This is a genomic window from Kribbella sp. NPDC048928, from assembly GCF_043197975.1.
In the GTDB taxonomy this organism is placed as follows: domain Bacteria; phylum Actinomycetota; class Actinomycetes; order Propionibacteriales; family Kribbellaceae; genus Kribbella.
In genome coordinates, this window is record NZ_JBICUC010000005.1 from 234,902 (window position 1) to 261,825 (window position 26,924).

Consider the following 26,924-nt stretch of genomic DNA (forward strand, 5'->3'; position numbering starts at 1 on the left):
TCCTTTGGCGCATTAGAGATCGGCGGCGGATCGTCGGCCGATGTAGAGCTCGGCGAAGGCGGCCGCTGCGGCGGGGGAGTCCAGTAGCCGGCGCATCCGGGCCTCGGCGATCCGGGCGAGGAACGGGTTGCTGGTCTCGGCGGCGCTGTGGTGGAACACCTCGGACAGCCAGAGCGAGAACTCCTGGTACTGCCAGACCAGCGGCAGGCACGCATCGGAGTACCCGGCCAGTGGCGCCGGATCGCCCGCGAAATACGCCTCGATCGCGTCCGCAAGGATGAACGCATCGTGCAGTGCGAGGTTGAGGCCCTTCGCGGCGATCGGTGCGACCAGGTGTGCCGAATCGCCCGCCAGGTGCAGGCGTCCGTACGTCATCGGCTCGATCACGTAGTTGTGCATGTCGAGGATCCGCTTCTCGATCAGCTCGCCCTGGACGATGGCGCCGTCCGGTACGGTCAGCCGCGCGTGCAGTTCGCGCCAGACGCGCTCGTCCGGCCAGTCGGCCTCGGTCTCACCCGGCGCCGTCTGCAAGTAGAACCGGGTCACCGTCGGCGTCCGTGCCATGTGGGCCGCGAAGCCCCGCGGGTGGATACCGAACAGGACGCCGTCCGCGGACGGCGGCGCCTCCGCGAGCAGCGCCAGCCAGCCGATCCCGTAGTCGTGCCGTGCGCGGACGGTCGTGTCCGCAGGCAGGTAGCCCTGCGACACCCCGCGAGCGCCGTCGCACCCGGCGACGAAGTCGCAGTCGATGCGGTGCTCACCATCAGCGGTACGGAACGTGACAGCGGGCGAGTCCGACGTCAGGTCGTGCAGCTGGACGTCGCTCACCTCGAACACTGCATCGCCGCCCGCGTCGACGTACTGCGCGATCAGGTCGGTGACGAGGAACTGCTGCGGATAGACGTAGTGCCGGTGGCCGGTGAGGTCCGCGTACCGGAACGCATGCCGCCGCCCGGCGAACCGGAACTCGAACTTCTCGTGAATCGGCGCCGACGCGATCAGCTTCTCGCCGAGCCCGCGCTGCTGCAGGCCGCGTACCGCCCACTCCTCGATGAACCCCGCCCGCGGCCGTTGCTCGACGAACGCCCGGCTCTGTTCCTCGATCAGCACGCACCCGATTCCTGCGCGCCGGAGGAGGTTCGCCAGTGTCAGTCCGGCGGGTCCGGCGCCAGCAACGACCACCGCAGTGCGTGTCGTCACGTCGCGGCCTCCTCACCGTGGCCTGTTCACTTGGACGTCACCATTGCAGCGGACCATCGGGGTCATGAGTGAGCTTGATCTGGTGCAAGAACTCGGCTTCCGCGTACTGGACGAGGAGGACGACGACCCGGTCCTGCTACGCGCGGACGGCACGCCGGTCGACACGTGGCGCGAGGGCTATCCGTACGCCGAGCGGCTGCCGCGGGAGATCTACGACCGCGACAAGCGGCTGCTGCAGATCGAGCTGCTCAAGCTGCAGTACTGGGTGAAGCGGTCGAAGCAGCGGCTCGTGATCGTGTTCGAGGGACGCGACGCGGCCGGCAAGGGCGGCACGATCAAGCGGTTCATGGAGCATCTGAACCCGCGCGGGGCCGGCATCGTCGCACTCGAGAAGCCGACCGAGCGCGAGCAGACGCAGTGGTACTTCCAGCGGTACGTCGCGCATCTGCCGGCGGCGGGGGAGATGACGCTGTTCGACCGGTCTTGGTACAACCGCGCCTGTGTCGAGCACGTGATGGGGTACTGCTCGCAAGAGCAGTACGAGGAGTTCATGCGGCAGGCGCCGGAGTTCGAGCGGATGCTCGTACGGTCCGGGATCCTGCTCGTGAAGCTCTGGTTCTCCGTGTCGCAGGCCGAACAGCAGACCCGGTTCACGATCCGCCAGATCGATCCCGTACGGCAGTGGAAACTCTCGCCGACCGACCTCGCCTCACTCGACAAGTGGCAGGCGTACACGGAGGCGAAGGAGGCGATGTTCCACTACACCGACACGCCCCACGCCCCCTGGACCGTTGTCAAAAGCAACGACAAGAAGCGCGCCCGCCTGGAGGCCATGCGGCACGTCCTGTCCCTCTACAACTACACCAACAAAGACGAAGACCTGGTAGGCCACCCAGACCCCAAAATCCTCGGCCCCGCCCCCCAAGTCCTAGAACACGGCGAATCCGCCGACCGAGTCTTCCCGGTCCTGTAGCCGCACCGCACGCACGCGCCGCGGTTTGGCGAGTGGCGGGTGACGATAGTCGTGCGCCGCGCAGGTGAGAGGTTGACCTCTGAGCTGGTGGGTTCGCCCCCGGTCTGCAGGCCGTCAACCCACCAACTCAGGGGCCAACCCCTGGACTGCGCGGCGTGGAGGTTGAGGTAGCGGGCTAAGCGGGAGCTCGCAAGCAACTCGGGGAACGGCTCGATGCCTCGTGGAACCGGGGGTTTGAGGAGCGTCGCGTCCAGGCTCGCGGCGAGGTGTGCGGGGTTGACGTTGGGCGGGGGTTTACCTCGGGAGGGGGAGGTGGATGGTGAAGGTGGCGCCGTGGGGGTGGGTGTTGGTGGTGGTTACTTGGCCTTGGTGGGCGGCTATCAGGGCGGCGACTATGGACAGGCCGAGGCCGGAGCCGCCGGTGGTTCGGGTTCGGGCGGTGTCGGCCCGGTAGAAGCGTTCGAACACGCGGGCTTTTTGTTCTTCGGTGAGGCCGGGGCCGGTGTCGCTGACCTCGAGGATGGCTTCGCCGCCGCGGGTGCCCACCGACACGGTGATGGGGGAGTCGACCGGCGTGTAGTTCAGCGCGTTGCTGACGAGGTTCCCCAGCACCTGCCGCAGCCGGGCCTCGTCGCCCTCGACGACAGGCGCTTCGGAGTCGGGGAGGATCGTCAACGACAGCGGGCGATCAGGCTGGATCGCCTGGGCGTTGTGCAGTGCGTCGGCCGCGATCGGGAGCAGGTCCACGGACTCCATCCGCAACGGACGCTGCTGGTCCAGGCGCGCCAACAGGAGGAGATCGTCGACCAGGAGCCCCATCCGCTGCGCCTCGTCCTCGATCCGTCGCATGGTGTCGGAGTCGGTGAGGTCGCCGCGCTGACGGGCCAGCTCCGCGAACCCGCGGATCGACGTCAGCGGCGTACGCAACTCGTGCGACGCGTCCGCCACGAACCGCCGCATCCGCTCCTCGGACTGCCGAGCGGCGTCCTCCGACTGCCGGGCCGCTTCCTCGGACCGCCGGGCCGTGTCCTCCGAGCGCCGAGCCGCGAACTCCGACGCTGTACGTTGCGCGAACGCGTTCTCGATCTGCCCGAGCATCTGGTTCAGCGCGAGCGACAACCGCCCGACCTCGGTCCGCGGATCCCGTTGCGGGACCCGTCGCGAAAGGTCCCCGCCGGCGATCGCGACCGCGGTGTGTTCGACGTCCTCGAGTCCGCGCAGACTTCGCCGTACGACGAACGTCCCGACGCCGGCCAGCAGTACGAGCAGGATGACCCCGGCCGCGACCTGGATCCCGATCAGCCGCTGGATGGTGTGGTCCATCTCCTTCAGGCTCTGGGCGACCATGACGGAGCCCTTGCCGTCGTCGGTCGGCACCGCCAGCACCCGCCAGGTCGCGCCGCCGCTCTGCGCGTCGACCTCGAACGGCTTCCCGTTCAGCTCGCGGACCGCGTTCAGGTTGAGGACCGGGAACTTCGGCAACGGCTCGGTGTCGGCGAGCCGGGACCCGACCAGGCCCCGGTCGCTGGTGCCTTCGGAGTCGTTGAACTGCACGACGAACTGGCTCGGCAGTTGGCGGCGGACCGGACCACCGCCAGCGGGCGGCAGCGGGCGCCGATCGGACGAGGCGTGCGACAGCGGTACGGTCGCCTGCTGCAGTTGCTCGTCGACGCGGTCGATCAGGTAGCCGCGCATGATCGTGGTCGCGAGCACGCCGGACGCGGCCAGTGCGAGCGCGACGAGCGCCAGCAGCACGACGACGATCGTGACGCGCAACGGGTACCGGTCGGCGAACCGCCGTTGGGTGACTTGCATCAGTTGGGACCTCGCGGGGTGCGCAGGACGTAGCCGACCCCGCGGACGGTGTGGAGCAGCTTCTGGTCGCCGGTGTCGACCTTACGGCGCAGGTACGACATGTACGACTCCACCACGCCCGCGTCGCCGGCGAAGTCGTAGTTCCATACCGCGGAGAGGATCTGCCCCTTCGACATCACCCGCTCGGCGTTCTCCAGCAGGCAGCGCAGCAGCTTGAACTCGGTCAGCGACAGCTGCACGGACTGACCGGCCTTGAACACCTCGTAGCTGTCCTCGTTCAGCTCCAGGTCGGCGTAACGCAATACGGCGGCCTCGGTCGCGGTCTGCTCCCGGTGCCCGGAGCGGCGCAGCAGTGCGCGGACACGCGCGACCAGCTCGTCGAGGCTGAACGGCTTGGTGACGTAGTCGTCGCCGCCGGTCTGCAGCCCGAGCACCTTGTCCTCGACCGCGTCCCGCGCGGTGAGGAACAGCACCGGTACGTGCCGGTCCTCACCGCGCAGCCGGCGGACAACCTCGAACCCGTCGAGTCCGGGCATCATCACGTCCAGGACCACAAGGTCCGGGTCCACGTCCCGCGCCTTGCGCAGTGCCTCGGCACCGTGGGTCGCCGTGGTCACGTCGTACCCGGCGAAACGCAGGCTCGCGGACAGCAGCTCGACGATGTTCGGCTCGTCGTCGACAACCAGCAGATGCGGACTCATGCTCACAGTGTGCAGCCGATTCCCATGCGAACCCTGGAAGGTTCCTGGCAATCAGCTGTGAGTCGACCGGACGCCGGCTGTCAGCCCTGATCAGCGTGGCCCGTGCTTGAAGCCCCACTTCTGACCGGCTGCCTGCCGTACGGTCCCGTCGTTGACCCTGGTCGCGGTCGCCTTCCCGTCGGTGACGACAGCGGACACGTTCACGGTGTTTCCGGTCTTCACGTTGTCGATCCCATCCCGCGCAGCGTTCACCATCGTGTCTGAGGTGAGCGTGTACGTCCGGCTGTAGCCGTCGTCGCTCTTCACGGTGAGCGAGTCCTTGCTGACCGCGGTCACCTTGCCGCGCTGGGTCGCGACAGTCTGGTATCCGCCACCGTCCTTCGGTACGACGAACTCGCCGTGCAGCGCTCCGCCGAGCCCGAACTCCCCGCGGAACCCACCGTGGCCCGGACCACCGGGCTTCTGGTTCTGATCGGGCTTGGACGGGCTCGAAGGGGAGGCCGACGGCGTCGGATCGGCGTTGCTGGTCGCCCACGCGACGCCGCCTGCTGTCGTGGTCACGGCGACTGCGGCAACCGTGCCGAGCAGTCGCCACCGCTTCTGTGAGAGTTTCATCGCTCCACAGTGGCGCGCGGAGCTGAAACGAACCTCCGGTGCGGCTAAGAACAAGCTGGCAATCGGCTAAGAACCGGGCCGGTCAGACGACGAACAGGACCGCGATGAGCCAGACGGCGGCAGCGAGGGACGTACCGATGAGCTCGATGAGCATCGACACGCCGGTCTCCCGGAGCGCGTGCTTGGTCGACGTCCAGGCGGCGGCGTGGGTGCGCTGACGCTGCAGCTCGGACAGGTAAACCCCGACCGGGAATCCGATGAACATCCCGACCACCGGGATCAGGAAGAAGCCGACGATGCCGAGCAGGATCCCGACGATCATCGACCGCCGCGGTACGCCGGCCTCCCGGAGCCGACGCTCCGGTACGACGTACTTCACCACCTGACTGGCACCGATCAGAGCCACCGTGATCGCGAACACCACCCAGCCGGCGGCACTGCGCTCGACGATCGCCCAGACCAGGATCGCGGCCAGGCTGAGGAGCGCGCCGGGCAGGATCGGCACCACGATGCCCACGATCCCGACGAAGATCGCGATCCCGACGAGCACGGTCACCCCTGTCTCCATACCCCCACTGTGGCGCATCGGAAGACCTTTTAGGGTGGGGACATGTCGGTATTGATGCCACGACTCCGTCGCGGCGGGTCATCGGGCTGTAACTCCCGTCCTTCCCTCGTCGCTCCGCTCCTCGGTCCAGGACGGGAGGCCCGATGACCGCACTGCACGAACTCGTCACCGCCCTGGCCGCTCCGTGGGTCGTCCTGTCGCCGCGATCCGGCCAGTTGACCGGCTCCGGCGCGGAGGGCGTGTACGCCCGGGACCGCCGGATCCTGTCCCGGCTGAGCGTCACGATCGACGGCCGCGAACCGCTCCCGGTGCACGCCGACGAGCGCGACGCCGCGACGCACGAGTACGTCGCGCTGGCCGAGGGCCTCGGCGACACCCGACACGATCCGACCGTGATGCTGTACCGCACCCGTACGGTCGCCTCCGACGGCCTCACCGAGCGGATCACGCTCGTGAACCGCTCCCGGGCGACCGTCGAATGCCGCCTGGACGTTGCCCTCGGCACCGATCTCGCCGGTACGGCAGCGGTCCGCAGCGGCGCCGCCGCCGACCTCCCGCAGCTCGCTCCGCTGCCGGACGGCCCCGGCCGCACCCGCTGGGAGAGCGACGACACCCGCGTGGCCGTCACCGCCGACCCGGGCGTCTCGGCCACGCCGCGCCTGGAACCGGGCGACGAGTTCACGATCACCCTGCACGTCACCGCGGACTTCCCGAAGTCCACGACCGGGTTCTCCATCGAGCCGCCGGCGGAACGCACGCCGTACGAGGTGACTGTGAGCTGTGACGACAAGCGCGTCGAGCGCTGGCTCGAGCGTTCTCTCGACGACGTCAGCGCGCTGCAACTCGCGGCCGACGGCGACCGGTACCTCGGCGCCGGCCCGCCCTGGTACCTCACGCTCTTCGGCCGCGACTCCCTGATCTCCTCCGGCATGCTCATCCCGGTCGACCCGACGCTCGCGGCCGGCACGCTGCGTGCGCTGGCCGCGCGGCAAGGGACGAAGGTCGACGTGGACACGGCGGAGCAGCCGGGCAAGATCCCGCACGAGCTGCGCGCGGACGTGGCCGATCACGGTGGCGGCCTGGTGCTCCCTCCGGTGTACTACGGCACGCACGACGCGACCCAGCTGTGGATCATGACGCTGCACAAGGCGTGGCGCTGGGGCATGCCTGCTGACGAGGTCCGCGACCTCCTGCCGAACCTGCAGCGCGCGCTGACCTGGATGAAGGAGTACGCCGACCCGGACGGCGACGGCTTCCTCGAGTACGTCGACGAGTCGGGCCACGGCCTCGCGAACCAGGGCTGGAAGGACTCCGCGGACGCCGTGCAGTGGCCGGACGGAACGCTCGCGACGGCGCCGATCGCGCTGTGCGAGGTTCAGGGTTACGCGTACGCCGCCGCGGTCCGGGGCGCCGAGCTGCTCGAGGCGTACGGCGAATCCGGCGACGAGTGGCGCGCCTGGGCCGCCGCGCTGCAGGAACGGTTCCGGGCCGCGTTCTGGGTCGACGGCTACCCGGCGATCGCGCTCGACGGCGCGAAGAACCCCGTCGCAGGCCGCGCGTCGAACATGGGCCACCTGCTCGGCACCGGGCTGCTCGACGCGGCCGAGGAGCAGACCGTCGCCGAGGTGCTAGCCGGCGCGGACCTCGACAGCGGCTTCGGGCTGCGAACGTTGTCCACGGCAATGACCCGCTTCAACCCGCTCGGCTATCACACCGGCAGCGTCTGGCCGCACGACACCGCGATGACCATCCAGGGCCTGTACGCGACCGGCCACGCCGACGTCGCCGCCTCGTACGTCGAGGGACTGATCCGCGCCGCCGAGGCGTTCGGCTACCGCCTTCCGGAGTTGTACGGGGGACGGGGGACCGGCGAGGAGAACACACCGACCCCCTACCCGCTGTCGTGCCGCCCCCAGGCCTGGGCCGCCGCCTCAGCCGTCGCAGTACTGATCGCAGCCCTCGGCATCGAGCCCGACGTACCGGGCGGCTCCTTGGCTGTCCACGCGGCAGCACAGTGGCAGCAGCTCGACCTCAGCGGACTGCGAGTCGGCGACGGAACGCTGTCCGTCCAACTGAGGAACGGCGAGGCAACCGTGGTCCGTTCGTTCATCGCAGAGCACTGACGAGCGCAAACCCCGCAAGACCGAGGTAGATCGTCGCGACGACCTGGTTGCGGCGGCGGGTTGTGGTGCGGGCGGAGCGGAAGCGACGGCCGATGGCGTCGGCGCCGAGGGCGTAGGTGAGGTCGAGGGTGAGGCCGATCAGGAGGGTGCCGGCGCCGAGGAGCAGCATCTCGGTACGGAGTTGATCGGGGTCGGTGCCGCGGGTCGTGAACTGGGGGAGGAACGCGAGGAAGAACAGCGTGGCCTTCGGGTTCAGCAGGTTGACCAGGACGCCATCGCGGAACACGCGGCCGAGCGGTGCCGCCTGGATGCCGTCCGCGTGGTCGAACGTCGGCGCGGTGAGTGCCTGTACGCCCAAGTAGGCGAGGTACGACGCGCCGGCGAGGGTGATCGCGGTGAACAGGGTGGGGGAGGCCTGTACGAGTGTCGCGAGGCCGAGTGCGGTGACGACGATGTACACGAGCGTCCCGGTCTCGACGGCGAGTGCGGAGACGACACCCGCCCGCCGGCCCTGGGTGAGGCTGCGGAGCGAGATGTAGAGGTTGTTCGGTCCCGGCATCCCGACCAGCACCACCGTCGCGCCCGCGAACCCCAGCGCTTGTCCGACCAGCATCTTCGTCTCCTCGAACTGGACTGCCTACCGGCACTAGCCTGTCGGCGCGAGAAGCAGTCCACCCGAGCCAATAAGAGGAGAAGTGGACCGTTCTGGAGACCCGGCCGCGCTGGCGGACCTGATCGGGCACCGGCTGAGTGTCCGCAGCGGCGGCCTGTACCGGCGCCTGGCCGACGAGATCGCCGCGCTGATCGGCTCCGCGGAGCTCCCGGTCGGCGCCCGCCTGCCCGCCGAACGGCGGCTCGCCGAGTCGCTCGCGATCAGCCGTTCGACGGTCGTGGCGGCCTACGACGAACTCCGCGCCCGCGGCCTCGTCGAGAGCCGGCGCGGTAGCGGCACGACGGTGGCACGGGCTGCCGGGCGTGGGCGTTCACGAGCGGACAAGCGGATGCCGGCCGGTTACGGCGAGTCCCTGTTCCACCGGATCACGGTCGGGCCGGGCGAGGTCATCTCATTGACGTACGCAGTGGATCCCGGACTGCCGGAGCTCTCGTCGGAGCTGATCGAGCTGGCGTCGACGGATCTGCCGGCGTTGCTGGGTGACGTCGGCTACCACCCGCGTGGCCTGCCGGTACTGCGCGAGCGGATCGCCGAACACTTCACCGGCTCCGGGCTGCCGACCGCCGCGGACGAGATCGTCGTGACCACCGGCGCGCACCAGGCGATCGCGCTGGTGACGCAGATGTACCTGCGCAGTGGTGCCGCGGTCGCGATCGAGCAGCCGAGCTGGCCGGGGTGCTTCGACCTGTTCGGCGCAGCCGGCGGGCGCGTGGTCGGCGTACCGCTGGACGACGCAGGCATCCGGCCGGACCTGTTGGAGGCGACGTTCGCGAAGCACCAGCCCGCGATGTTGTTCGTGATGCCGACGTTCCACAACCCGACCGGCCTGCTGATGTCAGCTGTACGTCGACGGCAGGTGGCGGAGCTGGCTGCGCGGCACGGGGTCGTCGTGGTCGAGGACAACGCGTACTCGGCGTGGGACCCGGCCGGTCCGGAGATTCCGCCGCCACTGGCTGCATACGCGCCGGCCACTGCAGCCTCTGCGGAGGTGCTGACGATCGGGTCGGTGTCGAAGGCCGTGTGGGGCGGGCTGCGGATCGGGTGGATCCGCGCGTCCCGGCCGTTGGCGGAGCGGCTGGCGCGGCACAAGGCGCTGGCGGACCTCGGGAGTCCGCTGATCGATCAGGCGTTGACAGCAAGGTTGCTGCCCCGGCTGGGCGAACTCACCGCGGCGCGGGCGCGGCTGGCCACAACACGCAAGACGCTGATGGGCGAGTTGCTGACTGAGCGACTACCGGAGTGGGAATGGTCTGTACCGGTGGGTGGGTCGGCGTTGTGGATCCGGCTGCCGGACACCGATGCGCGCGTCTTCGCCCAGGTGGCGTTGCGGCACGGGGTCGAGGTCGTGGCCGGGCAGGCGATGGATCCGACCGGTGAGCACGACGACTACCTACGGGTGCCGTTCGCGTACTCCGAGCAAGTGCTTGATGATGCAGTCGCGCGGCTGGCCCGTGCGTGGCGCGAACTGCGCCGGCACGGGCCAGGGCCAGGAGTACCTGTCGTGTAAACGGAAAGGATGGCGGTCACCCGTCGGGGTGAACCGCCATCGAAGCCTGTATGACTTTGGCGCCGTCGTTGGCGCGTTTGGAACAGCCTGGGGGATTTACCGCTCGTCTTCGGAGGTGATCGTCGGCGTGGCGTCGAGCCTGCCCGTCTCGTCGTGGATCGTGATCGCGATGTCGCGCAGCTTCTCCGAGTGCTCCCGGCCGTGGTGGGCGCAGAAGAGCAGCTCCCCACCGCTGGTCAGGGTGACTCGGACGTAGGCCTGCGCACCGCAGCGGTCACAACGATCCGCGGCCGACAGCGCCGAACTCGGGGCGAGTGCTGTAGTCATTGAGGCCTCATCTCATCTAGTTCCGTACTCACCAGATAGCAACATCCTGACATGCGGATCGCTTCCCGGTGGGGACAACGTGTCCGTATGTGAGACGAACCACCTGTTTCCCTATGACGTTTGCTGACAAGGAATCGTTTCGTGGTACGGCGGATTTCTGGTGAGCCACGGAGGCGGATGCTCCTCTTCTCACTGTGCGCCATGTTTCCGTCACCGTCTGCTCGGGTTCGGAGTGTCGTACGCCACTTCGAATCGAGTCCGGATCGATACCTGCGGCGACATCTATCTCCGGTACTCGTCGGCATGTCCGGCCCGGCACGTGCCTGCACAGTTTTGGGGGTACGGCCGCATAGGCTGTGCGGAGTAAGTGCGCGTGAACCAGTGAAGGAGCCCTGTGGCCGCCCCGACGCCTCGCAGTACCGAGATCGACCCGACGTACAACGCTCGTCACCTGCTCGTCCTCGAGGGTCTCGAGGCGGTGCGGAAGCGCCCGGGCATGTACATCGGGTCCACCGACAGCCGCGGCCTGATGCACTGCCTGTGGGAGATCATCGACAACGCCGTGGACGAGGCCCTCGCCGGTCACGGTGAGCGGATCGACGTCGTGCTCCACAAGGACGGCTCCGTCGAGGTGATCGACCGCGCCCGCGGCATCCCGGTCGACGTCGAGCCGAAGACCAAACTGAGCGGCGTCGAGGTGGTCTTCACCAAGCTGCACGCCGGCGGCAAGTTCGGCGGCGGGTCGTACAACGCGTCCGGTGGCCTGCACGGCGTCGGCGCCTCGGTGGTGAACGCGCTGTCCGCGCGGCTGGACGTCGAGGTCGACCGTGGCGGCGTGATCTGGACCACGTCGTTCCGCCGGGGCGTGTCGGGTGAGTTCGACGGCGACGGGTCGACCGCGTCGTTCAGCGCGGCGAAGGGCCTGCGCAAGGCCGGCCGCGCCAAGAAGGGCGTCACCGGCACCCGCATCCGGTACTGGGCCGATCGCCAGATCTTCACGAAGGACGCGACCTTCAACTACGACGAGCTGGTCACCCGGGCGCGGCAGACGTCGTTCCTGGTTCCCGGCCTGCTGCTGGTGATCCGTGACGAGCGCGGCGAGGAGCCGACCGAGGAGCACTTCAAGCACGACGGCGGGATCAGCGAGTTCTGCGAGTTCCTGGCCACCGACCAGAAGGTCACCGATGTCGTCCGGCTGGCCGGGACCGGCCACTTCACCGAGACGGTGCCGATGCTCGACGACGCCGGCGAGATGACGCCGACCGATGTCGAGCGCGACCTGGACGTGGACATCGCGGTCCGCTGGGGCGATGGGTACGAGACCGAGCTGCGCTCGTTCGTGAACATCGTGGCGACGCCGAAGGGCGGCACGCACGTCTCCGGCTTCGAGCGCGCGCTGTCGAAGACTTTCACCAGCGCACTGGACGGCACCCGCCTGCTGAAGAACGGCGAAGAGGTCATCAAGGACGACGTCCTCGAGGGCCTGACCGCGGTCGTTACGGTTCGGCTGGCCGAGCCGCAGTTCGACGGCCAGACCAAGGAGGTGCTCGGGACTCCGGCGGCGTCGCGGATCGTGGCGAAGGTCGTGCAGACCGAGCTCGAATCGTTCCTGACCTCGACCAAGGGCGCGCTGAAGGCCCAGGCACGGGCGGTGCTCGAGAAGGTCGTCGCCGCGTCGCGGACCAGGGTCGCCGCGCGGGCACACCGCGAGCTGCAGCGGCGCAAGACGGCGCTCGAGTCGTCGGCGCTGCCGGCCAAGCTCGCGGACTGCCGCAGCAACGACGTCGACCGGTCCGAGCTGTTCATCGTCGAGGGTGACTCCGCGCTCGGTACGGCCAAGCTCGCGCGCAGCTCGGAGTTCCAGGCCCTGCTGCCGATCCGGGGCAAGATCCTGAATGTGCAGAAGGCGTCCGTCGGCGACATGCTGAAGAACACCGAGTGCGCGTCGATCATCCAGGTGGTCGGGGCCGGCTCCGGGCGGACGTTCGACCTGGAGCAGGCGCGGTACGGCAAGATCATCTTCATGGCCGACGCCGACTCCGACGGCGCGCACATCCGCTGCCTGCTCGCGACGTTGTTCTTCCGGTACATGCGTCCGCTGGTCGAGGCCGGCCGGGTCTACACCGCCGTACCGCCGCTGCACCGCTTCGAGCTGACGAACCCGAAGAAGGGCCAGGAGAAGTACCTCTACACCTACAGCGATGCCGAGTACCAGCGGAAGACCGCCGAGCTGATGAAGAAGGGCGTCCGCTGGAAGGAGCCACCGCAGCGTTACAAGGGTCTCGGTGAGATGGACGCCGACCAGCTGGCCGAAACCACCATGGACCCGCGGCACCGCACCCTGCGCCGGATCACGGTCGACGACGCCGAGGACGCCGCCCAGGTCTTCGACCTCCTGATGGGCAACGACGTCGCCCCCCGCAAAGAATTCCTCGTCCAGGGCGCCTACGAACTCGACGAGAACCGCATCGACGTCTGATGCAGCGGTCCGGTGTGGAGCCGGAGGCGCGGCTGGTCTGTTTCGATCTGGACAACACATTGATCGATCGGAACGGGGCGTTCTTTCGGTGGGCTCGGTGGTGGGTCGAGCTTCACGGGCTGGACGAGGCGGCGCTCGAGTGGCTTGTTGCCTATGACAACGGTGGGTATCGGCCGCGGGGAGAACTGTTCGGGCTGGCGCGGGAGCGGTTCGGGATCGCGGCGCCGGTGGACGAGCTGGTGGCGGACTACAACGAGGAGCATCCGTTGTTCGCCTGCGTACGGCCCGCGGTCCTCGACGGGCTCCGGTCGTTGCGGGCCGGTGGCTGGCGCGTGGCCGTGGTGACGAACGGGGATCCGGCGCAGCAGGACCTGAAGTTGGAGTACACGCAGCTCGACAAGGCGATCGACTACGCGTGCGTCTCCGGCGCGGTCGGGGTGCGGAAGCCCGATCGGCGGATCTTCGAGATCGCCGCCGAACATGCCGGTGGCACGCTCGACGGCGGGTGGATGGTCGGCGACCACCCGGCGTACGACATCGCCGGAGGCATCAACGCCGGGTTGCGGACGATCCAGGTCGGCAGCCACCACGCGGTGGACTCACCGGTCGCTGACCATCACGTCGACACGGTGCTCGACGCGTTCACCATCCTGTCTGTCAGTTGAGGGCGTCGGCGAGCGCCTTGCGCCCGCCGACCACCGGGATGTCGATCGAGCTGTGCGCCAGATCGAGCGTCAGCCGCGTGCCGGGAGCCGGCCGCACGGTGAAGTCGCGGTCGCTCGACACGACCATCAGCGCCAACCGGTTCCCAGCCGGTACGACGGTGTCCTTCGGCTGCAGGTCGACGGCCATCCGGTACGACTTGCCCGGCTTCACCGGCGCGTCGACCCAGTCCGACATCCGGTTCGCCGGGTCCATCCAGCCGCGCGTCAGGATCGTCCCGGTCCCGGTGGGCGAGTAGCTGACCAGTGCGGCCGTGACGTTCGCCTTCGAGGCGCTGAACGCGAGCTGCAGCGAGGCCGACGGCGTACCGCTGATCCGGACCGGTTTGGTGAGTGGCGCCGTTTGGTAGATCAGCCGGGTTTCGGACGACGGCGCGTTCGCCGAGGTGATCGCGGGGATCGTCGCATCGTCGGTGAGTGTCTCGGCACCCCGCTTGCCCGGCGCGAACGTCAGCCCACCGCGGGCCGGGGCTCCCGGCGTCAGGTGAAGTCCGGTCTGTCCCGCCGCCGGGTCCGGCCATTCGGCGTACGGGGTCGGATTCGCGTTGCTGCACTGCAGGCTCACGGTCGCACCGCCCGCGACCTTCTGGCCGTCGGCCGTCGCGACAGGTGAGGCCAGGACCAGATGCTTCGAGTCGGGGATCTTGGCGATCAGCCGGGTCGTGGTGGTGATCGTGCCGTCGGCGTTGGTCTGCGGCACTGTCAACGAGAAGCCGATCCGGAACGGTCGGGTATCGGCCACCGTGAGCGTCGCCGTGTTCGACGCGTCCTCGGCCACCGTCGTCTGACGCGGCGGACAGGCTGCCGCTTCACGGACGACCCACGACCGCGGCAGCCGCTCGACACCGTTCTGCACGCCGTAGAGGTAGCGCGTGAACCAGTAGTTGATCAGTACGTCGGGCGGCGCACCGCCATGGCCACCCTGGTGGAAGTAGAACATGTGCGGCACGTGCTGCTTCTTCAACGCGTCGTAGAACTGCGCCGCGTTCTTCGCGATGACGTTGAAGTCGTTGTTGCCGTGGGCAAGCAGGGTCGCGGCGTGGACGTTCCGCACGTCCTTCAGGTAGTTGCGTTCCTGCCAGAAGCTGCTCCGGTTCCCGGTTGCGCGATCGATGTGCTGCTCGATGTCGTCGATCACCGGTTTGCAGATCGTCCGGGCACCGGTCTCGTCGATCCGCGAGTACACCACGTCCGCGAGCACGTCGAGGTCTTCGCCCTGATAGGCGTTGTTGTTGCCGGTCGGGTTCGACGACGAATGCGGCGCGCGGACCATGCCGTTCGCGCGGTAGTAGTCGTACCAGTCCGAGATCGCGGAGATCGGCACGATCGCCTTCAGGCCGGGCACACCCGTCGTCGCGACAGCCTCCGGCAGGGTGCCGTTGTACGAGGTGCCGATCATGCCGACGTTCCCCGTCGTCCAGCTGGCCACGGCCCGGGTCGAGCCGTCCCTGGTGGTGTACGCGGGCGCCCGTCCGTTGAGCCAGTCGATCACGGCCTTCCCGGCCAGCGTCTCGTTCGTGCCACCGGACGTCGGGCAGCCGTCCGAGTAGCCGGTCCCCGGCGACTCCGCGTGCACGACGGCGAATCCGCGGGGCACCCACGTCGACTCGTACGCGGTGCTGATCACGGGGCTCGTGTTGGACGCCGTCCAGAACGGCGCGCGTGGCCGCGTCGCCGGCGGGGAGCCGAGCTCGTGGTCGACACCCCAGTTGCTGTACTCGTTCGCGGTGCCCGCGTAATACGGACTGTCCTCGAAGATGACCGGCACCTTCAGCCCTTGCGTGCGGACCTCCGGCGGCGCGGTGAAGTCGGCATGGATGCGGTCCGGTACGCCGTCGTGGTCGCTGTCGAACGGCGCCTGCACCCACACCTCACCGCTGTACCAGTCGGAGGGGTTGGTCGAGAAGACCGGCTGGGCGAGACCGTCGACGAACGTCGGCTTCGGCGGCGCTTGCGGCAACGCGGAGGCGGGACTGGCAAGTGTGGCTGCGACGAGTGCGGTCGCTGCCGCAGCGGTCACCAGGAATCGGATCCTCATGGGCGGGCCTCTCAGCATTCGACGGGCAGATCGAACCTCTGAATCATCCGGCCCGGTCGCCGGAACCGCAACCGCGCTCCGCGGGGCGTACTGCGACGACGGTGCCGTCCGGCCCGGGCGGCACGTGGTGACCGTCGACCGAGACCTCGAAACGATCGCTACCGATCTCGATGTCGACAGTGTGTCCGCGGTAGCCGTACCCACTGAGAGAGACGTTGCCGCCAGCAACAGGTTGCGGGCGAATGTACAGCGAGCCGTCGGGGTTGGGCTGAATGCCCGCCAGCCCGGTGAGAACGGCCTCGGCGCCGGTGAGGCCGGCGATGATGTTGATGCGGCGCCCGGAGGCCGGTGCTCCGGGTCGGTCGGAGTAGTGGTCCTGCGGGAAGTACGGGTAGTGGTCGCCCATCCAGAACAGCCGGCGAAGAACGTCCCAGGCGAGATCGCCACGGCCCTGCTGCCAGAGCGTCAGGGCGAGCTGCGGCGCCTCACCCGTGTACGCCCCGGCGCCCGACCAGTCGATGTCGGCGGTCTCGTAGTGCAGCTCGTCCTCGGCGCTGACGCTGCTGACGCCGTACTCACCGAGGAAGGCACCCGGTCGAAGGTGGCTGATCAGGGCCGCCACCATCTCCGGCGGACAAGCACCGGTGCGGAGCACGTCGAATGCCTGGACGGAGTACGCGAGCTCGGTGTGACCGTCGGGATAACGACTGCGGAACCATCCCGCGTCGGCGTCCCAAAGCTGGCGGACGACCTCGGACCGGATCTGCTGTGCCGCTGCGCGGAGCTCGCCGGAGGGCAATGCGGCGCCGGTGAGCTCGGAGAGCTCGGCGAGGGTCTCGAGGGTCCAGGCGCGTTCGGCGTTGGGGCTGGCGACGACGTGTTCCCAGCCGGATCCGCGCATCTCGAGGAGATTGCTCTGATCGCCGTAGTCGCGCAGTACGCCGGTCCGGTCGTCCGGCCGGAAGCGTTTGTCGAGAGCGATCAGTACGTCGTGCAACCGGGCGATCAGTGCCGGGGCGAGGCGGCGTTCGGCGGCGGCCGCTCGGGTCAGCGCGACGAGAGACCAGCCGCTGTACGCGTACGCGACGCCGAGGCCGGTGCCGTCCGGAGCGATGGCGTACCGGTCGGTGAGGTCCGCGTCGAGGAACGACGTGATGATGTCGAGGACGCTGTCGCCGAGCATCAGACTCAGCAGGTTCGGGGCGTAGCCACCGGTGTCCCAGGCGTAGGAACACAGGGCGCCGCCGTCGAGCCCCGAGGTTGCGATGAACGGCTGGGTGACGAAGCCGGGATGGTCCCACCAGCAGACGAGCCCACTTGCGAGCGAGCGGCGGTAGTACTGCTCGAGGCCAGGAAGGTCGCTGGTGAGGACGGGGACCTTGCCGAGGGCCCGCGCGGCGCGGGTGTCTTCGGCCAGGGTCGCTCCCTGCACGCGGAGCACGAAGGTCGCTTCGCCGTTCGCCGCGAGCGTCTTCGTCAGACCTTCGTGCGCGAGGGTGACCGGCTCACCGGGACCAGCGCCCGGAGGTACCCAGCCCCAGTCCGCGAGCGGGACGGGATGGGCGTGGGTTGGCGCGAGATCGGGATGCACGGTGATGATGTGGGAGGCGCCCGAGCGGTTGCGGACCTTGAGCGTGAGGACGTACCCGGGGGAGCGGTGCCCCGGGACGAGAGTGGACTCGACGGCCAGCGAGGTGAGGCGGCCGTCGGCGTACTGGTGGTAGGTGCCGTGCCGGACGATCCGATCCGGACGCCACGTACTGCCGGCCGGCAGCAGACCGCGATTGCCGGCGCCCGGACGGGCCGCGTCGACCAGCCGGTGCCCGTCGACCTCGAACCAGACGGTGAGGGTGCTGTCGGACGCGGCGAGCGGCGGAGCGAACCAGCCGCCGACCCCGCACACGGTCCCGGCCAGGCGGCTGACAGTGCCAGTGCCGCTGCTCGCCCAGATCTCGTCCGGCGGGGCGGCGCGTCGTAGGTCGAAGGAGAAATCGTCGAGCGAGTACGGCGGCATGGGCGGCCTTCCTGGCGGCGGCGGGAGAGCGGCGGCGGAGCGCCGGGAACTGCCGGGTCTCCCCGGGGGCGTGCCGGACCGGTCCGGGCAGGTGATCCCGGCCTGCGTAGGACCGGTCCAACACGGTGCCCCGATCGTGACACGAAGACGCCGTACGGCGCAATGCTCCGTAGCGCAACCGTTTGCACGTCAGGTGTTGACGCCGTACCGGGCCGCTGTTACGTTCCGGTGCACACCCCGTTGGACCAGTCCAACGGACCGGACGAAGGATCATCGGATGGCGAAGCTGACGATTCGCGACATCGCCGCGCTGTCCGGCGTCTCCAAGTCGACCGTCTCCCTGGTGCTGAACAACAGCCCGAAGGTCGACCCGGCAACCCGGCGGCACGTGCTCGCGGTGATGCGCCGCAACCGGTACGTGCCGAGCTTCGCGGCGACCGCGCTGGCCAAGGGCAGCACCCGGCTGATCGGCATGGTCGTACCGGGCCTGTCCTGGCACATGGTTGCCTCGATCAACATCGGGGTGGCCGCGGTGACCGAGCGCAGCGGGTTCGACATCATCCTCTACACGGCGACCAACGACCGCGACTACGGCTCGCTGATCGACCGGATCCTCACGTCGAGCATGGTCTCCGGCCTGCTCGTGGTCAGCCACGAGCAATCACTGGAGCCGCTCGTCCAGCTGCACTCCGAAGGCCTGCCGGTCGTTCTGGTCAACACCATCGACGCCGACGTGGCCCTGCCGTCGGTCACCGCCGACAACTACGACGGCGCGCTGACCGCGATGGATCACCTGCTCCAGCTGGGGCACGAACGCATCGCCTGTGTCCAGGGCCGGATGACGTACCGCTGCTGCCAGGACCGCTACCGCGGCTACCTGGACGCGCTCCGGTCCGCCGGCATCCAGCCCGATCCCGAGCTCACCAAACCCGGAGACTTCCTGCCCGAACAGATCCGCGCCCGGTCGCGGGAGCTGTTCGCACTGCCGGCCGGTCAGCAGCCGACCGCGGTGTTCGCGCATTCGGACGTGACGGCGTACGCCGTGATGACCGCTGCCGCCGAGGCCGGGCTCAGGGTCCCCGAGGACGTGTCGGTGATCGGGTTCGACGACATCGAGTCGGCGGCCCAGATCCGGCCGCCGCTGACCACGATCCAGCAACCGTTCGTCGACATGGGCAAACGCGCCGCCGAGATGCTGCTCGAGGCGATCGGCCCCGCCGACCCCGAACCCGTCGAACCACCGGCCGCCGAGGCGGGGGAGCTGCCCCGCCTGGTGATGCCGACCAGCCTGATCGTCCGGGCGAGTTGCGGGCCGGTGCCCGTGACCCGGTCCCCGCGCGGACGTTCGCAGACGACCTCAAAGGCCTGATCCGCGCCGGATCGAGTCCCGCCCGACCGCCCGTACACAGCAGCACCGCTCAGGACCCCGGCGTACGCCGGTCGGTCCGCGCTGCCGTGCGCCTCTGGAAGGAATCCCTCCAGTGATCAGAAAACCGGTAAAACCACCTCGCTCCGCTCGGTTGGGTGTGGTCGGGGTGGCTTTGGCTCTTGTTGCTGTGGCGGTTGCGGTTCCGGCTGCTGCTCAGGCTGCCGTGAATGAAGTGCTGCCGGCCGATGCCGTTGCCAACTTCAGCGAGTTCAAGAGCCTGCCCGCCGACGCGACCGAGCAGGTCGCGATCGCCGGCAACCCGAACTTCAGCAAGGCCCTCCAGATCGCCGTCCCGAACGGTCCACAGAGCCCCGGCCTCGACGGCGAGTACGAGATCACGCTCGGCGTACCGGCCTCGGGGACTGTGACCGAGGGCGATGCACTGGTCGCCACCGTCTGGGCGCGCTCGATCGTGCCGACCGCCGGCGCCACCACGGGCAACGCACACCTCGTGTTCGAGACCGACGGCTCGCCGTACAAGAAGTCGCTCAACGCCGCGCTCCTCTACGGGACCGAGTGGCAGAAGTTCCAGTTCCCGTTCCGGGCGGCCACAACGTACACGGCCGGGACGACGACCGCCGCGCATCTGAACCTCTGGCTCGGGTACGGCGCGCAGACGTTCCAGATCGCCGGTGTCTCCGTGCAGGACTGGGGCCCCGGTACGCCGGCCGGCTACCCGCAGATCACGTACGACGGCCGCGATCCGAACGCTGCCTGGCGTACGGCGGCCGATGCGCGGATCGACCAGTACCGCAAGGGGAATCTCGCGGTCTCGGTCGTCGATCCGACCGGTCACCCGGTCAGTGGAGCGACCGTGTCCGCCGTCCAGCAGACGAGCGCGTTCAAGTTCGGTGCCGCGGCAGACGGCGCGCGGCTGGTCGGTGATCCGTCCGGCGGGATCAGCGGCACGGACCTCGCGCAGTACCAGGAGAAGTACTCCACACTCTTCAACCAAGGGGCCCTGGGCAACAACCTGAAGTGGAACCACTGGGAGAACCCGACCGAACGGGACGCGATCACGCTGCCCGCGCTGCAGTGGATGAAGGAGCACGGGCTGCGGATCCGCGGGCACAACGTGATCTGGCCGTCCTGGGGCCTGATGCAGCCCGATGTGGTGAACCTGCAGAACGACCCGGCCGCGCTGCGCACCCGGATCAACAACCACATCACCGACGAGGCGAGCACGCTGGCCGGCATCGTCGACGAGTGGGACGTGGTGAACGAGCCGTACTCCGAGCACTCCGTCCAGGACATCCTCGGGCCCGACGAGATCGCGAACTGGTTCCGCCTCGCGCACCAGGCCGACCCGAACGTACCGCTCGCGCTCAACGACTACGGCCTGGTGGAGAGCAACGGCTGGGAGAAGCGGCACCGCGACGCCGTCTACAACACCGTGCAGTCGATCAAGGCCGCTGGTGCACCGCTCGACGTGGTCGGGTTCGAGAGCCACTTCAACGGACTGCAGCTGACCTCGCCCGACGACCTGATGACAATCGTCGACCAGTTCGCCGGACTGGGCGTGAAGGTCGCGGTCACCGAGTTCGACGTAGACACCGACGACCAGCAACTGCAGGCCGACTACACGCGCGACTTCATGACCGCGATGTTCTCGAACCCGAACGTCAACCAGATCAGCAACTTCGGCATCTGGTCCAAGAACATCTACAACCCGCGCGTCGCCCTCTACAACGACGACTGGTCGCCGAAGCCGAACGCGCTGGTGTGGGAGGACCTGATCAAGCACCAGTGGCACACGAGTGTGAGCGGCCAGACCACTGCGGCCGGCACGTACGGAACCCGCGGGTTCCTCGGCGACTACCTGGTGACGGTCACCGTGAACGGCATCTCCAAGCAGATGAAGGTCGCGATGCCGACGACGGCCGGCGCGTCGGTCACCGTGATCGCGGACGGTCAGGCGACGACCGTACGGCAAGATCAGCCGAACCCGATCGGCGACGGCGGCTTCGAGGACGGCACCCGCGGCTGGACCCCGCTCGGCACCGGACCGGCCACGGCGGCCAACGCGCACAGCGGCCACACCGCACTGGCGCTCAGCCCCGGATCCGGCGTCACACAGAACCTGACCGGCATCACGCCCGGAACCAGCTACCTGCTCTCCGGCTGGGGAAGGCTCAACGGCGGCGGCACCCAGTGCTACGTGGGTGTTCGCGGCGGGGCCACGGCGGGTACGCCGACATTCCAGTACGAGCTGTCGTACGCCGACGAACGTGCCTACACGCAGAAGTTGGCTGCCTTCACACCACCCGCTGGAACCAAGTGGGTGCAGGCGTTCGCCTGGTCGAATCCGGGCTCGGTGTCGACCCAGTGCACCCTCGACGACCTCGCGATCACCCCGACCGACGGTACGCCGCCACCACCGCAGGGCGCGCCTGCAGTCACGCCGTACCTGCCGACTCCTTCGGTGCTCGGGAACGGTTCGCTCGAGAACCAATCGAACACCACAGGCTGGTACTGCCTCGGGACCTGCACGCTCAAGAACGCCGCGACGACTCCGCACGCCGGCACCGGCGACTTGTCCGTGACCGCGAGAGGTGCGGCCTGGGCGGGGCCGGCGCAAGGCGTGTCCGTGGTGAACGGAGGTCTGTACGACTCCTCGGCCTGGGTGCGACTGGCCAGCGGTTCGGATACCGCGATGGTGAGTCTGAAGCTGACCACCTCGACCGGCTCGACAACGTACCGGCTCGGCTCCGCGCCGGTCACCAGTACCGGGTGGACGCAGATCTCGGCGGCCAACGCGGAGATCTCCTGGACCGGCACGCTGACGAAGGCGGAGTGGTGGATCAGTACGGCAACGGGTGCCGGCGATCTCCTGGTCGACGACGCGTCCTTCGCGCCGATGGCGAAAGCAGCCCCGCGGCCTACCGGGCCGGCCGAGACCGCGTTCAATCCCGTGGTGCCGACGGCGGCTTGTGTCGTCCACAACCAGGGCAGCTACACGGCGTACTTCGGCTACTCCAACGCGAACAACTACTACATCCCGGTCCCGGTCGGTGCTGACAACGCGTTCAGCCCGGGTCCGTCGGATCGCGGTCAGACCGTGTCGTTCCTGCCGTACCAGCGTCCGCGACGCGTAGCGGTCACCTGGGACGGCAGCCCACTTACTTGGCGACTCGGTGCGCAGACACAGACCGCCTCGTCCACGTCCCCGGCATGCGGTTCCGCGACCGCCGGGCAGCATCGGAGGTAACTCACCATGTCCTCATCCATCTCACGGCGGACCTTGCTCCGTGGCGCCGCCGGACTGGCCGGCGCAGGCGCACTCGCGGCCTGCTCGTCCGGCAACGACAGCAGCACCGGCTCCAAGGCCGCCACCACGATCACGTACTGGGACTGGTACGCCAGCCAGGCCGGGTGGGTCGACAACGAGATCAAGCTGTTCCAGCAGGCGCATCCGGAGATCGCGGTCAAGAAGACCACGCAGGTCAGCGACAAGTACGCGGACCTGGTGTCGCTGGCGTACCGGAGCAACAACGCGCCGGACATCCTGATGATCCCGAAGAGCCCGCAGCTGAGCCAGCAGATCTCGCAGAGCTGGCTGATGCCGCTCGACAAGTGGGCCACCGACTCCTGGCAGGGACGCTTCCCGGAGAACAGCTTCGTCGAGGGCGTCGACGAGTTCAGCGGCAAGGTCTACACGGCGCCGTTCGCCGCGCCGGCTCCGTCGCTGCAGCTCTACATCCACCACGGGGTGTTCAAGGACGCCGGTCTGACCAACGCGGACGGCAGCGTGAAGCTGCCGAAGACCTGGGACGACCTCACCAGTGCGGCCGAGGCGATCGCGTCGAAGAGCGGCGGCAAGGTGGCACCGTTCGGGTTCGGCAACTCGACGAACACGACCTTGGCCTGGTGGCTGGATCTGCTCGTCCGGGGCGCCGGCTCGCCGGGTGGCGCGGCCGTCGGCGGCATCGACGGGATGGACTACCGGGTGGGGAAGTGGACGTTCGGTACCGACCGGAACTATCTGGACGTCGTCAACCTGCTGCTGGAGTGGAAGGGCAAGAACTGGTTCTACCCGAACTCGATGAGCATCTCCGACGAGCAGGCGCGGGCGTTCTTCGAGCGCGGCCGGTTCGCGATGACCGTCGGCGGTGTCTGGAACCAGCCGGAGTGGACGCAGCACAAGTTCACCGACTACAGCCTGGTCACGCTGCCGACACCGTCCGCCGGTGACCCGAAGGCACTGTTCTACGGGCCTCCTGGTGGCAAGTTCGTCGCCGTGAACGCGAAGACCCAGCACGCCGACGAGGCGTGGGCGTGGTTCGACTGGCTGTACAGCCCGGACGCGGGCAAGCGCTGGGTCGAGCAGGGGCAGGGCCTGTCGGTGTACGCGAAGAACAACGATCCGAAGGGCGTGACGTTCGCACCGTTCGCCCAGTACGTCGCGATGTCCGGCGCGGCGGTCGTCGGGCCGCAGCCGACGATCCGGAACCCGAAGGCGACGGCCATCCAGCTGCCCGCGGTGAAGCCGGACATCAACGATGTACTCGCGGGCGTCTACACCGGTCAGCTCAAGGATCCGCAGGCCGCGCTGAACGAGCTGACCGACAAGATGAACCAGGCGCTCGGCGACGCGATCACCAAGGCTCCGGGAGTCACCGCGAAGGACTTCGTGTTCCCCGACTGGGATCTGACCAAGCCCTACACCACCAAGCCGGGCGCCTGATGGCGGTGACCGCCACGGTCCGCAACGACGCCCCCGGTACCGCCCGCGCCGAGCCTCCGCGCTCGGCCGGGCGGCGCCGGGCGCGCCGCCGGACCTACCTGTGGTCGTACGTGTACCTGGCACCGATGATGGTGCTGCTGCTGGTCTTCATCGTGTACCCGATCGTCGCGTCGCTCGGCTACACCTTCTACAAGTGGGACGGCATCGGCGACCCGTCGAACTTCGTCGGCCTGGACAACTTCCGGCAGATCGTCCACGACACCATCTTCTGGCGATCGCTCGGACACACCTTCGTGTACGCGGCGTTCGTCGTACCGATCCAGCTCGTACTGGCGCTGGCGCTCGCCCTCGTACTGAACAACAAGCGGCTGCGGTTCGCGTCGTTCTACCGGACGCTGTTTTTCCTGCCGGTGGTGACGTCCGCGGCGGTGATCGGGGTCGTCATCCAGCTGCTGGTGTCGAACTTCGGCGACTCGATCAACGATGTGCTGCTGAAGCTGCACGTGATCCACCAGCACGTCGACTGGCTGGGGGATCCGCACTTCGCGCTCGCGATCATCATCCTGGTCGGGATCTGGCACACGTTCGGCTACAACCTCGTGTACTTCCTGGCCGGCCTGCAGACGATCCCGGAGGAGCTGTACGAGGCGGCGCGGCTCGACGGGGCGGGGCGGTTCGCCACCTTCTGGTACATCACGATCCCGATGCTGCGCGCGGTCGGCGTGGTGATCGTGATCCTCGCGGTGATCGGGACGTTCCAGATCTTCGACCTGGTGCAGGTGCTGACCAGCGGCGGGCCGTTCTTCGCGACCGAGGTCGTGAACACCTACATCTACCACCTGGCGTTCGGCGGTAGTAATGCGAACGCCGTCCAGCCCGACATCGGTCTGGCCTCCGCAGCGTCGTTCGTGTACGGCGTGCTGCTGATCGCGTTCTCGGTGGTGCAGGTCGTCGTACTGCGATCCCTGGCGAAACGACGTGGAGCGGGAGGACTGGCATGAGGCGCCGGATGGTGACGGTGATGACGCATGTCGCGCTGCTGGTCAGCGGGCTGGCGTGGCTGTATCCGTTGTTCTGGGCGCTCGGGAGCTCGCTGAAGAGCGACGACGACTTCTTCACCGACGGGCTGAACCCGATGCCGTCGCACTTCCTCTGGGCGAACTACCTGACGGCGTGGAAGGAGGCGTCGTTCAGCCGGTACTTCATGAACACAATACTGATCACCGCAGGCACGGTAGTGATCACTTTAGTAGTCACTGCCTGCGCCGGTTACGTCCTCGCCCGGACCCGCTTCCCGGGCCGCGGATTCTGCCTCGGGCTGGTGTCCGCGACGTTGTTCCTGCCGCACGGATACACCATCATCCCGGTCTTCGACCTGATGCAGCGACTGCACCTGCTGAACACCTTGTGGTCGGTGATCATCGTCCAGGCATCCGGCGGAGTGGTCTTCGGGACGTTCCTGTTCATGGGTTACTTCATGGCCGTCGACAAGGAGCTTGAGGACGCCGCCCAGGTCGACGGCGCGAACTTCCACCAGACCTTCCTGCGGATCATGCTGCCGCTGTCCGGCCCGATGCTCGCGACGGTCGGGCTGTTCACCGCGATCACGGCCTGGAACAGCTTCTTCGTTCCGCTGGTGTTCACGCTCGGCCGCCCCGAGCTGCGCACGCTGGCGATCGGGATGTACGCGTTCATCGGCGAGAACTCGACCGAGTGGACGCTGCTCTGCGCCGGCACCGTCATCACGCTCGCGCCGATCATCTTGCTGTTCGTGCTGCTGCAGCGGTTCTTCGTCAACGGCCTCGCCGGCGCCGTCAAGCAATAGGGGGAAGTCATGCGCACTGCGATCGTGGGCACCGGTCACCGGGCCCAGCTGTTCACCGAGGGCCTGGCCAAGCGGGACGCGTACGAGGTGGTCGCGTTCTGCGACCCGAACTCGGTCCGGATGGCGTTCCACAACCGCATGCTGCTCGCCGCGGGCCGACGTACGGCGCATCTGTGGCCGCCGGCGCGCTTCGAGGAGATGCTGCGCGTCGAGCGGATCGAGCTCGTGGTGGTGGCGAGTGTCGACGCCACGCACGACCTGTACATCAACGCCGCGCTGCGCGCCGGTGCGCGGGTGATCTGCGAGAAGCCGATGACGACGGATGCGGTGAAGGCGCGGAGCATCCTCGACACCGTTGAGGAGACCGGCGGCACGCTGTCGGTGGCGTACAACTATCGCTTCAATCCGGTGCACCGGCGGGTGCGCGAACTGCTGGCCGGGGGAGCGATCGGGTCCGTGCACTCGGTGCACTTCGAGTGGCTGCTCGATGTGTCGCACGGCGCGGACTACTTCCGCCGCTGGCACCGCGACAAGGCGAACTCGGGCGGGTTGATGGTGCACAAGGCCAGTCACCACTTCGATCTCGTGAACTGGTGGATCGGCGCGGAGCCGCAAACGGTCTATGCACAAGGGCAGTTGGCGTTCTACGGACCGGGTCACGAGCACGGGTACGCCCGTGAGTACGCGCGTGCACACGGATCGGGCGCCGCGGCCGACGATCCGTTCGCGCTGCAAATGGCCGAGAACGCGACGATGCGGGAGCTGTACCTGGACGCCGAGGGGGAGGACGGCTACCACCGCGACCAGAACGTGTTCGGTGCGGGCGTGTCGATCGAGGACGACATGGCCGTACTGGTCGGGTACGACACCGGCGCCACGATGACGTACCACCTGACTGCGTATGCGCCGTACGAGGGCTATCGGGTGATGTTCAATGGATCGGCCGGACGACTCGAATTGAATGTCGAAGAGTCGACATTTACCGGCATCACGCTGCGCCCGTTCTGGTCGCCGCCGGTCGACCATACCGTCGATCACGACCATGAAGGCCATGGTGGCGCCGACCCGCGCGTCCTGGCCGCACTGCTCGACGACGAGCCGACGGAAGGCGCTGAGGTCGCGGATGCGCGGCAGGCTGCGCTCGCGCTGGTGACCGGGCTCGCGGCCAATCGCTCGTTCGAAACCGGGCTGCCGGTGCGGACCGCCGACGTCCTCAGATTGTGATCAGAAT

The 26,924-nt window shown here is 68.3% G+C and carries 20 protein-coding genes; 11 read left to right on the top strand and 9 right to left on the bottom strand.

Annotated elements, in window-relative coordinates; genetic code table 11:
- Positions 1-12: 12 nt before the first annotated feature.
- Positions 13-1,200, bottom strand: coding sequence for a 4-hydroxybenzoate 3-monooxygenase (locus tag ACGFI6_RS23210; RefSeq protein WP_393121776.1), 1,188 nt, complete (start codon positions 1,198-1,200; stop codon positions 13-15).
- Positions 1,201-1,264: 64 nt separating this feature from the next.
- On the opposite strand from ACGFI6_RS23210, the gene ppk2 reads away from it, so the two are divergent.
- A complete protein-coding gene (gene ppk2 / locus ACGFI6_RS23215; protein WP_393121778.1) occupies positions 1,265-2,173 on the top strand; it encodes a polyphosphate kinase 2 in 909 nt (302 codons plus the stop codon).
- Between the two features lie 294 nt (positions 2,174-2,467).
- On the opposite strand, the gene ACGFI6_RS23220 is transcribed toward ppk2, so the two are convergent.
- The 4 genes from ACGFI6_RS23220 to ACGFI6_RS23235 all read right to left on the bottom strand — a co-directional run bounded on the left by ACGFI6_RS23220 (position 2,468) and on the right by ACGFI6_RS23235 (position 5,872).
- Positions 2,468-3,988, bottom strand: coding sequence for a sensor histidine kinase (locus tag ACGFI6_RS23220; RefSeq protein ID WP_393121779.1), 1,521 nt, complete (start codon positions 3,986-3,988; stop codon positions 2,468-2,470).
- Positions 3,988-4,689: a response regulator transcription factor gene (locus tag ACGFI6_RS23225; protein ID WP_393121781.1), complete on the bottom strand. Its 702-nt coding sequence runs from the start codon at positions 4,687-4,689 to the stop codon at positions 3,988-3,990. Before ACGFI6_RS23225 ends, ACGFI6_RS23220 begins: the two co-directional genes overlap by 1 nt.
- A 90-nt stretch (positions 4,690-4,779) precedes the next feature.
- A complete protein-coding gene (locus ACGFI6_RS23230) occupies positions 4,780-5,304 on the bottom strand; it encodes a hypothetical protein (protein WP_393121783.1) in 525 nt (174 codons plus the stop codon).
- A gap of 82 nt (positions 5,305-5,386) precedes the next feature.
- Positions 5,387-5,872 carry a DUF456 domain-containing protein gene (locus tag ACGFI6_RS23235; RefSeq protein WP_393121785.1) on the bottom strand — a complete coding sequence of 162 codons (486 nt, stop codon included), beginning with the start codon at positions 5,870-5,872 and terminating at the stop codon, positions 5,387-5,389.
- A gap of 143 nt (positions 5,873-6,015) precedes the next feature.
- Here ACGFI6_RS23235 and ACGFI6_RS23240 point away from each other — a divergent pair, with 143 nt between their 5' ends.
- Positions 6,016-7,995 (top strand): glycogen debranching N-terminal domain-containing protein, encoded by a 1,980-nt coding sequence (locus ACGFI6_RS23240; protein ID WP_393121786.1) that lies wholly within the window; start codon positions 6,016-6,018, stop codon positions 7,993-7,995.
- On the opposite strand, the gene ACGFI6_RS23245 is transcribed toward ACGFI6_RS23240, so the two are convergent.
- Entirely contained in the window at positions 7,979-8,608 is a 630-nt protein-coding gene (locus ACGFI6_RS23245; RefSeq protein ID WP_393121788.1) for a LysE family translocator, read from the bottom strand. The genes ACGFI6_RS23240 and ACGFI6_RS23245 overlap by 17 nt on opposite strands.
- 82 nt (positions 8,609-8,690) lie before the next feature.
- Here ACGFI6_RS23245 and ACGFI6_RS23250 point away from each other — a divergent pair, with 82 nt between their 5' ends.
- Positions 8,691-10,175, top strand: coding sequence for a PLP-dependent aminotransferase family protein (locus tag ACGFI6_RS23250; RefSeq protein ID WP_393121790.1), 1,485 nt, complete (start codon positions 8,691-8,693; stop codon positions 10,173-10,175).
- A gap of 96 nt (positions 10,176-10,271) precedes the next feature.
- On the opposite strand, the gene ACGFI6_RS23255 is transcribed toward ACGFI6_RS23250, so the two are convergent.
- Entirely contained in the window at positions 10,272-10,502 is a 231-nt protein-coding gene (locus tag ACGFI6_RS23255; RefSeq protein ID WP_393121792.1) for a hypothetical protein, read from the bottom strand.
- Positions 10,503-10,896: 394 nt separating this feature from the next.
- Here ACGFI6_RS23255 and ACGFI6_RS23260 point away from each other — a divergent pair, with 394 nt between their 5' ends.
- Positions 10,897-12,981: a type IIA DNA topoisomerase subunit B gene (locus tag ACGFI6_RS23260; protein WP_393121794.1), complete on the top strand. Its 2,085-nt coding sequence runs from the start codon at positions 10,897-10,899 to the stop codon at positions 12,979-12,981.
- A complete protein-coding gene (locus ACGFI6_RS23265) occupies positions 12,981-13,646 on the top strand; it encodes an HAD family hydrolase (RefSeq protein ID WP_393121796.1) in 666 nt (221 codons plus the stop codon). The genes ACGFI6_RS23260 and ACGFI6_RS23265 overlap by 1 nt, the downstream gene beginning before the upstream one ends.
- Here ACGFI6_RS23265 and ACGFI6_RS23270 read toward each other — a convergent pair.
- Together ACGFI6_RS23270 and ACGFI6_RS23275 are read right to left on the bottom strand one after the other, a co-directional pair.
- Positions 13,639-15,741, bottom strand: a complete 2,103-nt coding sequence (locus ACGFI6_RS23270; RefSeq protein WP_393121798.1) for a Xaa-Pro dipeptidyl-peptidase — start codon at positions 15,739-15,741, stop codon at positions 13,639-13,641. The two genes, ACGFI6_RS23265 and ACGFI6_RS23270, sit on opposite strands and share 8 nt — an antisense overlap.
- A 43-nt stretch (positions 15,742-15,784) precedes the next feature.
- Entirely contained in the window at positions 15,785-17,755 is a 1,971-nt protein-coding gene (locus tag ACGFI6_RS23275; RefSeq protein WP_393121799.1) for a hypothetical protein, read from the bottom strand.
- Between the two features lie 277 nt (positions 17,756-18,032).
- On the opposite strand from ACGFI6_RS23275, the gene ACGFI6_RS23280 reads away from it, so the two are divergent.
- From ACGFI6_RS23280 to ACGFI6_RS23305, 6 genes are all read left to right on the top strand, one after another.
- Positions 18,033-19,124 carry a LacI family DNA-binding transcriptional regulator gene (locus tag ACGFI6_RS23280; RefSeq protein WP_393121801.1) on the top strand — a complete coding sequence of 364 codons (1,092 nt, stop codon included), beginning with the start codon at positions 18,033-18,035 and terminating at the stop codon, positions 19,122-19,124.
- A gap of 223 nt (positions 19,125-19,347) precedes the next feature.
- Positions 19,348-22,392 (top strand): endo-1,4-beta-xylanase, encoded by a 3,045-nt coding sequence (locus ACGFI6_RS23285; protein ID WP_393121803.1) that lies wholly within the window; start codon positions 19,348-19,350, stop codon positions 22,390-22,392.
- 6 nt (positions 22,393-22,398) lie between these two features.
- Positions 22,399-23,868, top strand: coding sequence for an extracellular solute-binding protein (locus ACGFI6_RS23290; protein ID WP_393121806.1), 1,470 nt, complete (start codon positions 22,399-22,401; stop codon positions 23,866-23,868).
- On the top strand, positions 23,868-24,869 hold the full coding sequence (locus tag ACGFI6_RS23295; RefSeq protein WP_393121808.1) for a carbohydrate ABC transporter permease: 1,002 nt from the start codon (positions 23,868-23,870) through the stop codon (positions 24,867-24,869). The genes ACGFI6_RS23290 and ACGFI6_RS23295 overlap by 1 nt, the downstream gene beginning before the upstream one ends.
- On the top strand, positions 24,866-25,693 hold the full coding sequence (locus ACGFI6_RS23300; protein ID WP_393121810.1) for a carbohydrate ABC transporter permease: 828 nt from the start codon (positions 24,866-24,868) through the stop codon (positions 25,691-25,693). The genes ACGFI6_RS23295 and ACGFI6_RS23300 overlap by 4 nt, the downstream gene beginning before the upstream one ends.
- Before the next feature lie 9 nt (positions 25,694-25,702).
- Complete coding sequence (locus ACGFI6_RS23305) at positions 25,703-26,917, top strand: Gfo/Idh/MocA family oxidoreductase (RefSeq protein ID WP_393121811.1); 1,215 nt, start codon at positions 25,703-25,705, stop codon at positions 26,915-26,917.
- Positions 26,918-26,924 lie beyond the last annotated feature (7 nt).

Bases quoted from the DNA above. Each gene is read 5' to 3' on its own strand.
- ppk2 (WP_393121778.1), top strand. From the start codon at position 1,265: ATGAGTGAGCTTGATCTGGTGCAAGAACTCGGCTTCCGCGTACTGGAC.
- ACGFI6_RS23220 (WP_393121779.1), bottom strand. From the start codon at position 3,988: ATGCAAGTCACCCAACGGCGGTTCGCCGACCGGTACCCGTTGCGCGTC.
- ACGFI6_RS23225 (WP_393121781.1), bottom strand. From the start codon at position 4,689: ATGAGTCCGCATCTGCTGGTTGTCGACGACGAGCCGAACATCGTCGAG.
- ACGFI6_RS23230 (WP_393121783.1), bottom strand. From the start codon at position 5,304: ATGAAACTCTCACAGAAGCGGTGGCGACTGCTCGGCACGGTTGCCGCA.
- ACGFI6_RS23235 (WP_393121785.1), bottom strand. From the start codon at position 5,872: ATGGAGACAGGGGTGACCGTGCTCGTCGGGATCGCGATCTTCGTCGGG.
- ACGFI6_RS23240 (WP_393121786.1), top strand. From the start codon at position 6,016: ATGACCGCACTGCACGAACTCGTCACCGCCCTGGCCGCTCCGTGGGTC.
- ACGFI6_RS23245 (WP_393121788.1), bottom strand. From the start codon at position 8,608: ATGCTGGTCGGACAAGCGCTGGGGTTCGCGGGCGCGACGGTGGTGCTG.
- ACGFI6_RS23255 (WP_393121792.1), bottom strand. From the start codon at position 10,502: ATGACTACAGCACTCGCCCCGAGTTCGGCGCTGTCGGCCGCGGATCGT.
- ACGFI6_RS23265 (WP_393121796.1), top strand. From the start codon at position 12,981: ATGCAGCGGTCCGGTGTGGAGCCGGAGGCGCGGCTGGTCTGTTTCGAT.
- ACGFI6_RS23270 (WP_393121798.1), bottom strand. From the start codon at position 15,741: ATGAGGATCCGATTCCTGGTGACCGCTGCGGCAGCGACCGCACTCGTC.
- ACGFI6_RS23275 (WP_393121799.1), bottom strand. From the start codon at position 17,755: ATGCCGCCGTACTCGCTCGACGATTTCTCCTTCGACCTACGACGCGCC.
- ACGFI6_RS23280 (WP_393121801.1), top strand. From the start codon at position 18,033: ATGGCGAAGCTGACGATTCGCGACATCGCCGCGCTGTCCGGCGTCTCC.
- ACGFI6_RS23290 (WP_393121806.1), top strand. From the start codon at position 22,399: ATGTCCTCATCCATCTCACGGCGGACCTTGCTCCGTGGCGCCGCCGGA.
- ACGFI6_RS23295 (WP_393121808.1), top strand. From the start codon at position 23,868: ATGGCGGTGACCGCCACGGTCCGCAACGACGCCCCCGGTACCGCCCGC.
- ACGFI6_RS23300 (WP_393121810.1), top strand. From the start codon at position 24,866: ATGAGGCGCCGGATGGTGACGGTGATGACGCATGTCGCGCTGCTGGTC.
- ACGFI6_RS23305 (WP_393121811.1), top strand. From the start codon at position 25,703: ATGCGCACTGCGATCGTGGGCACCGGTCACCGGGCCCAGCTGTTCACC.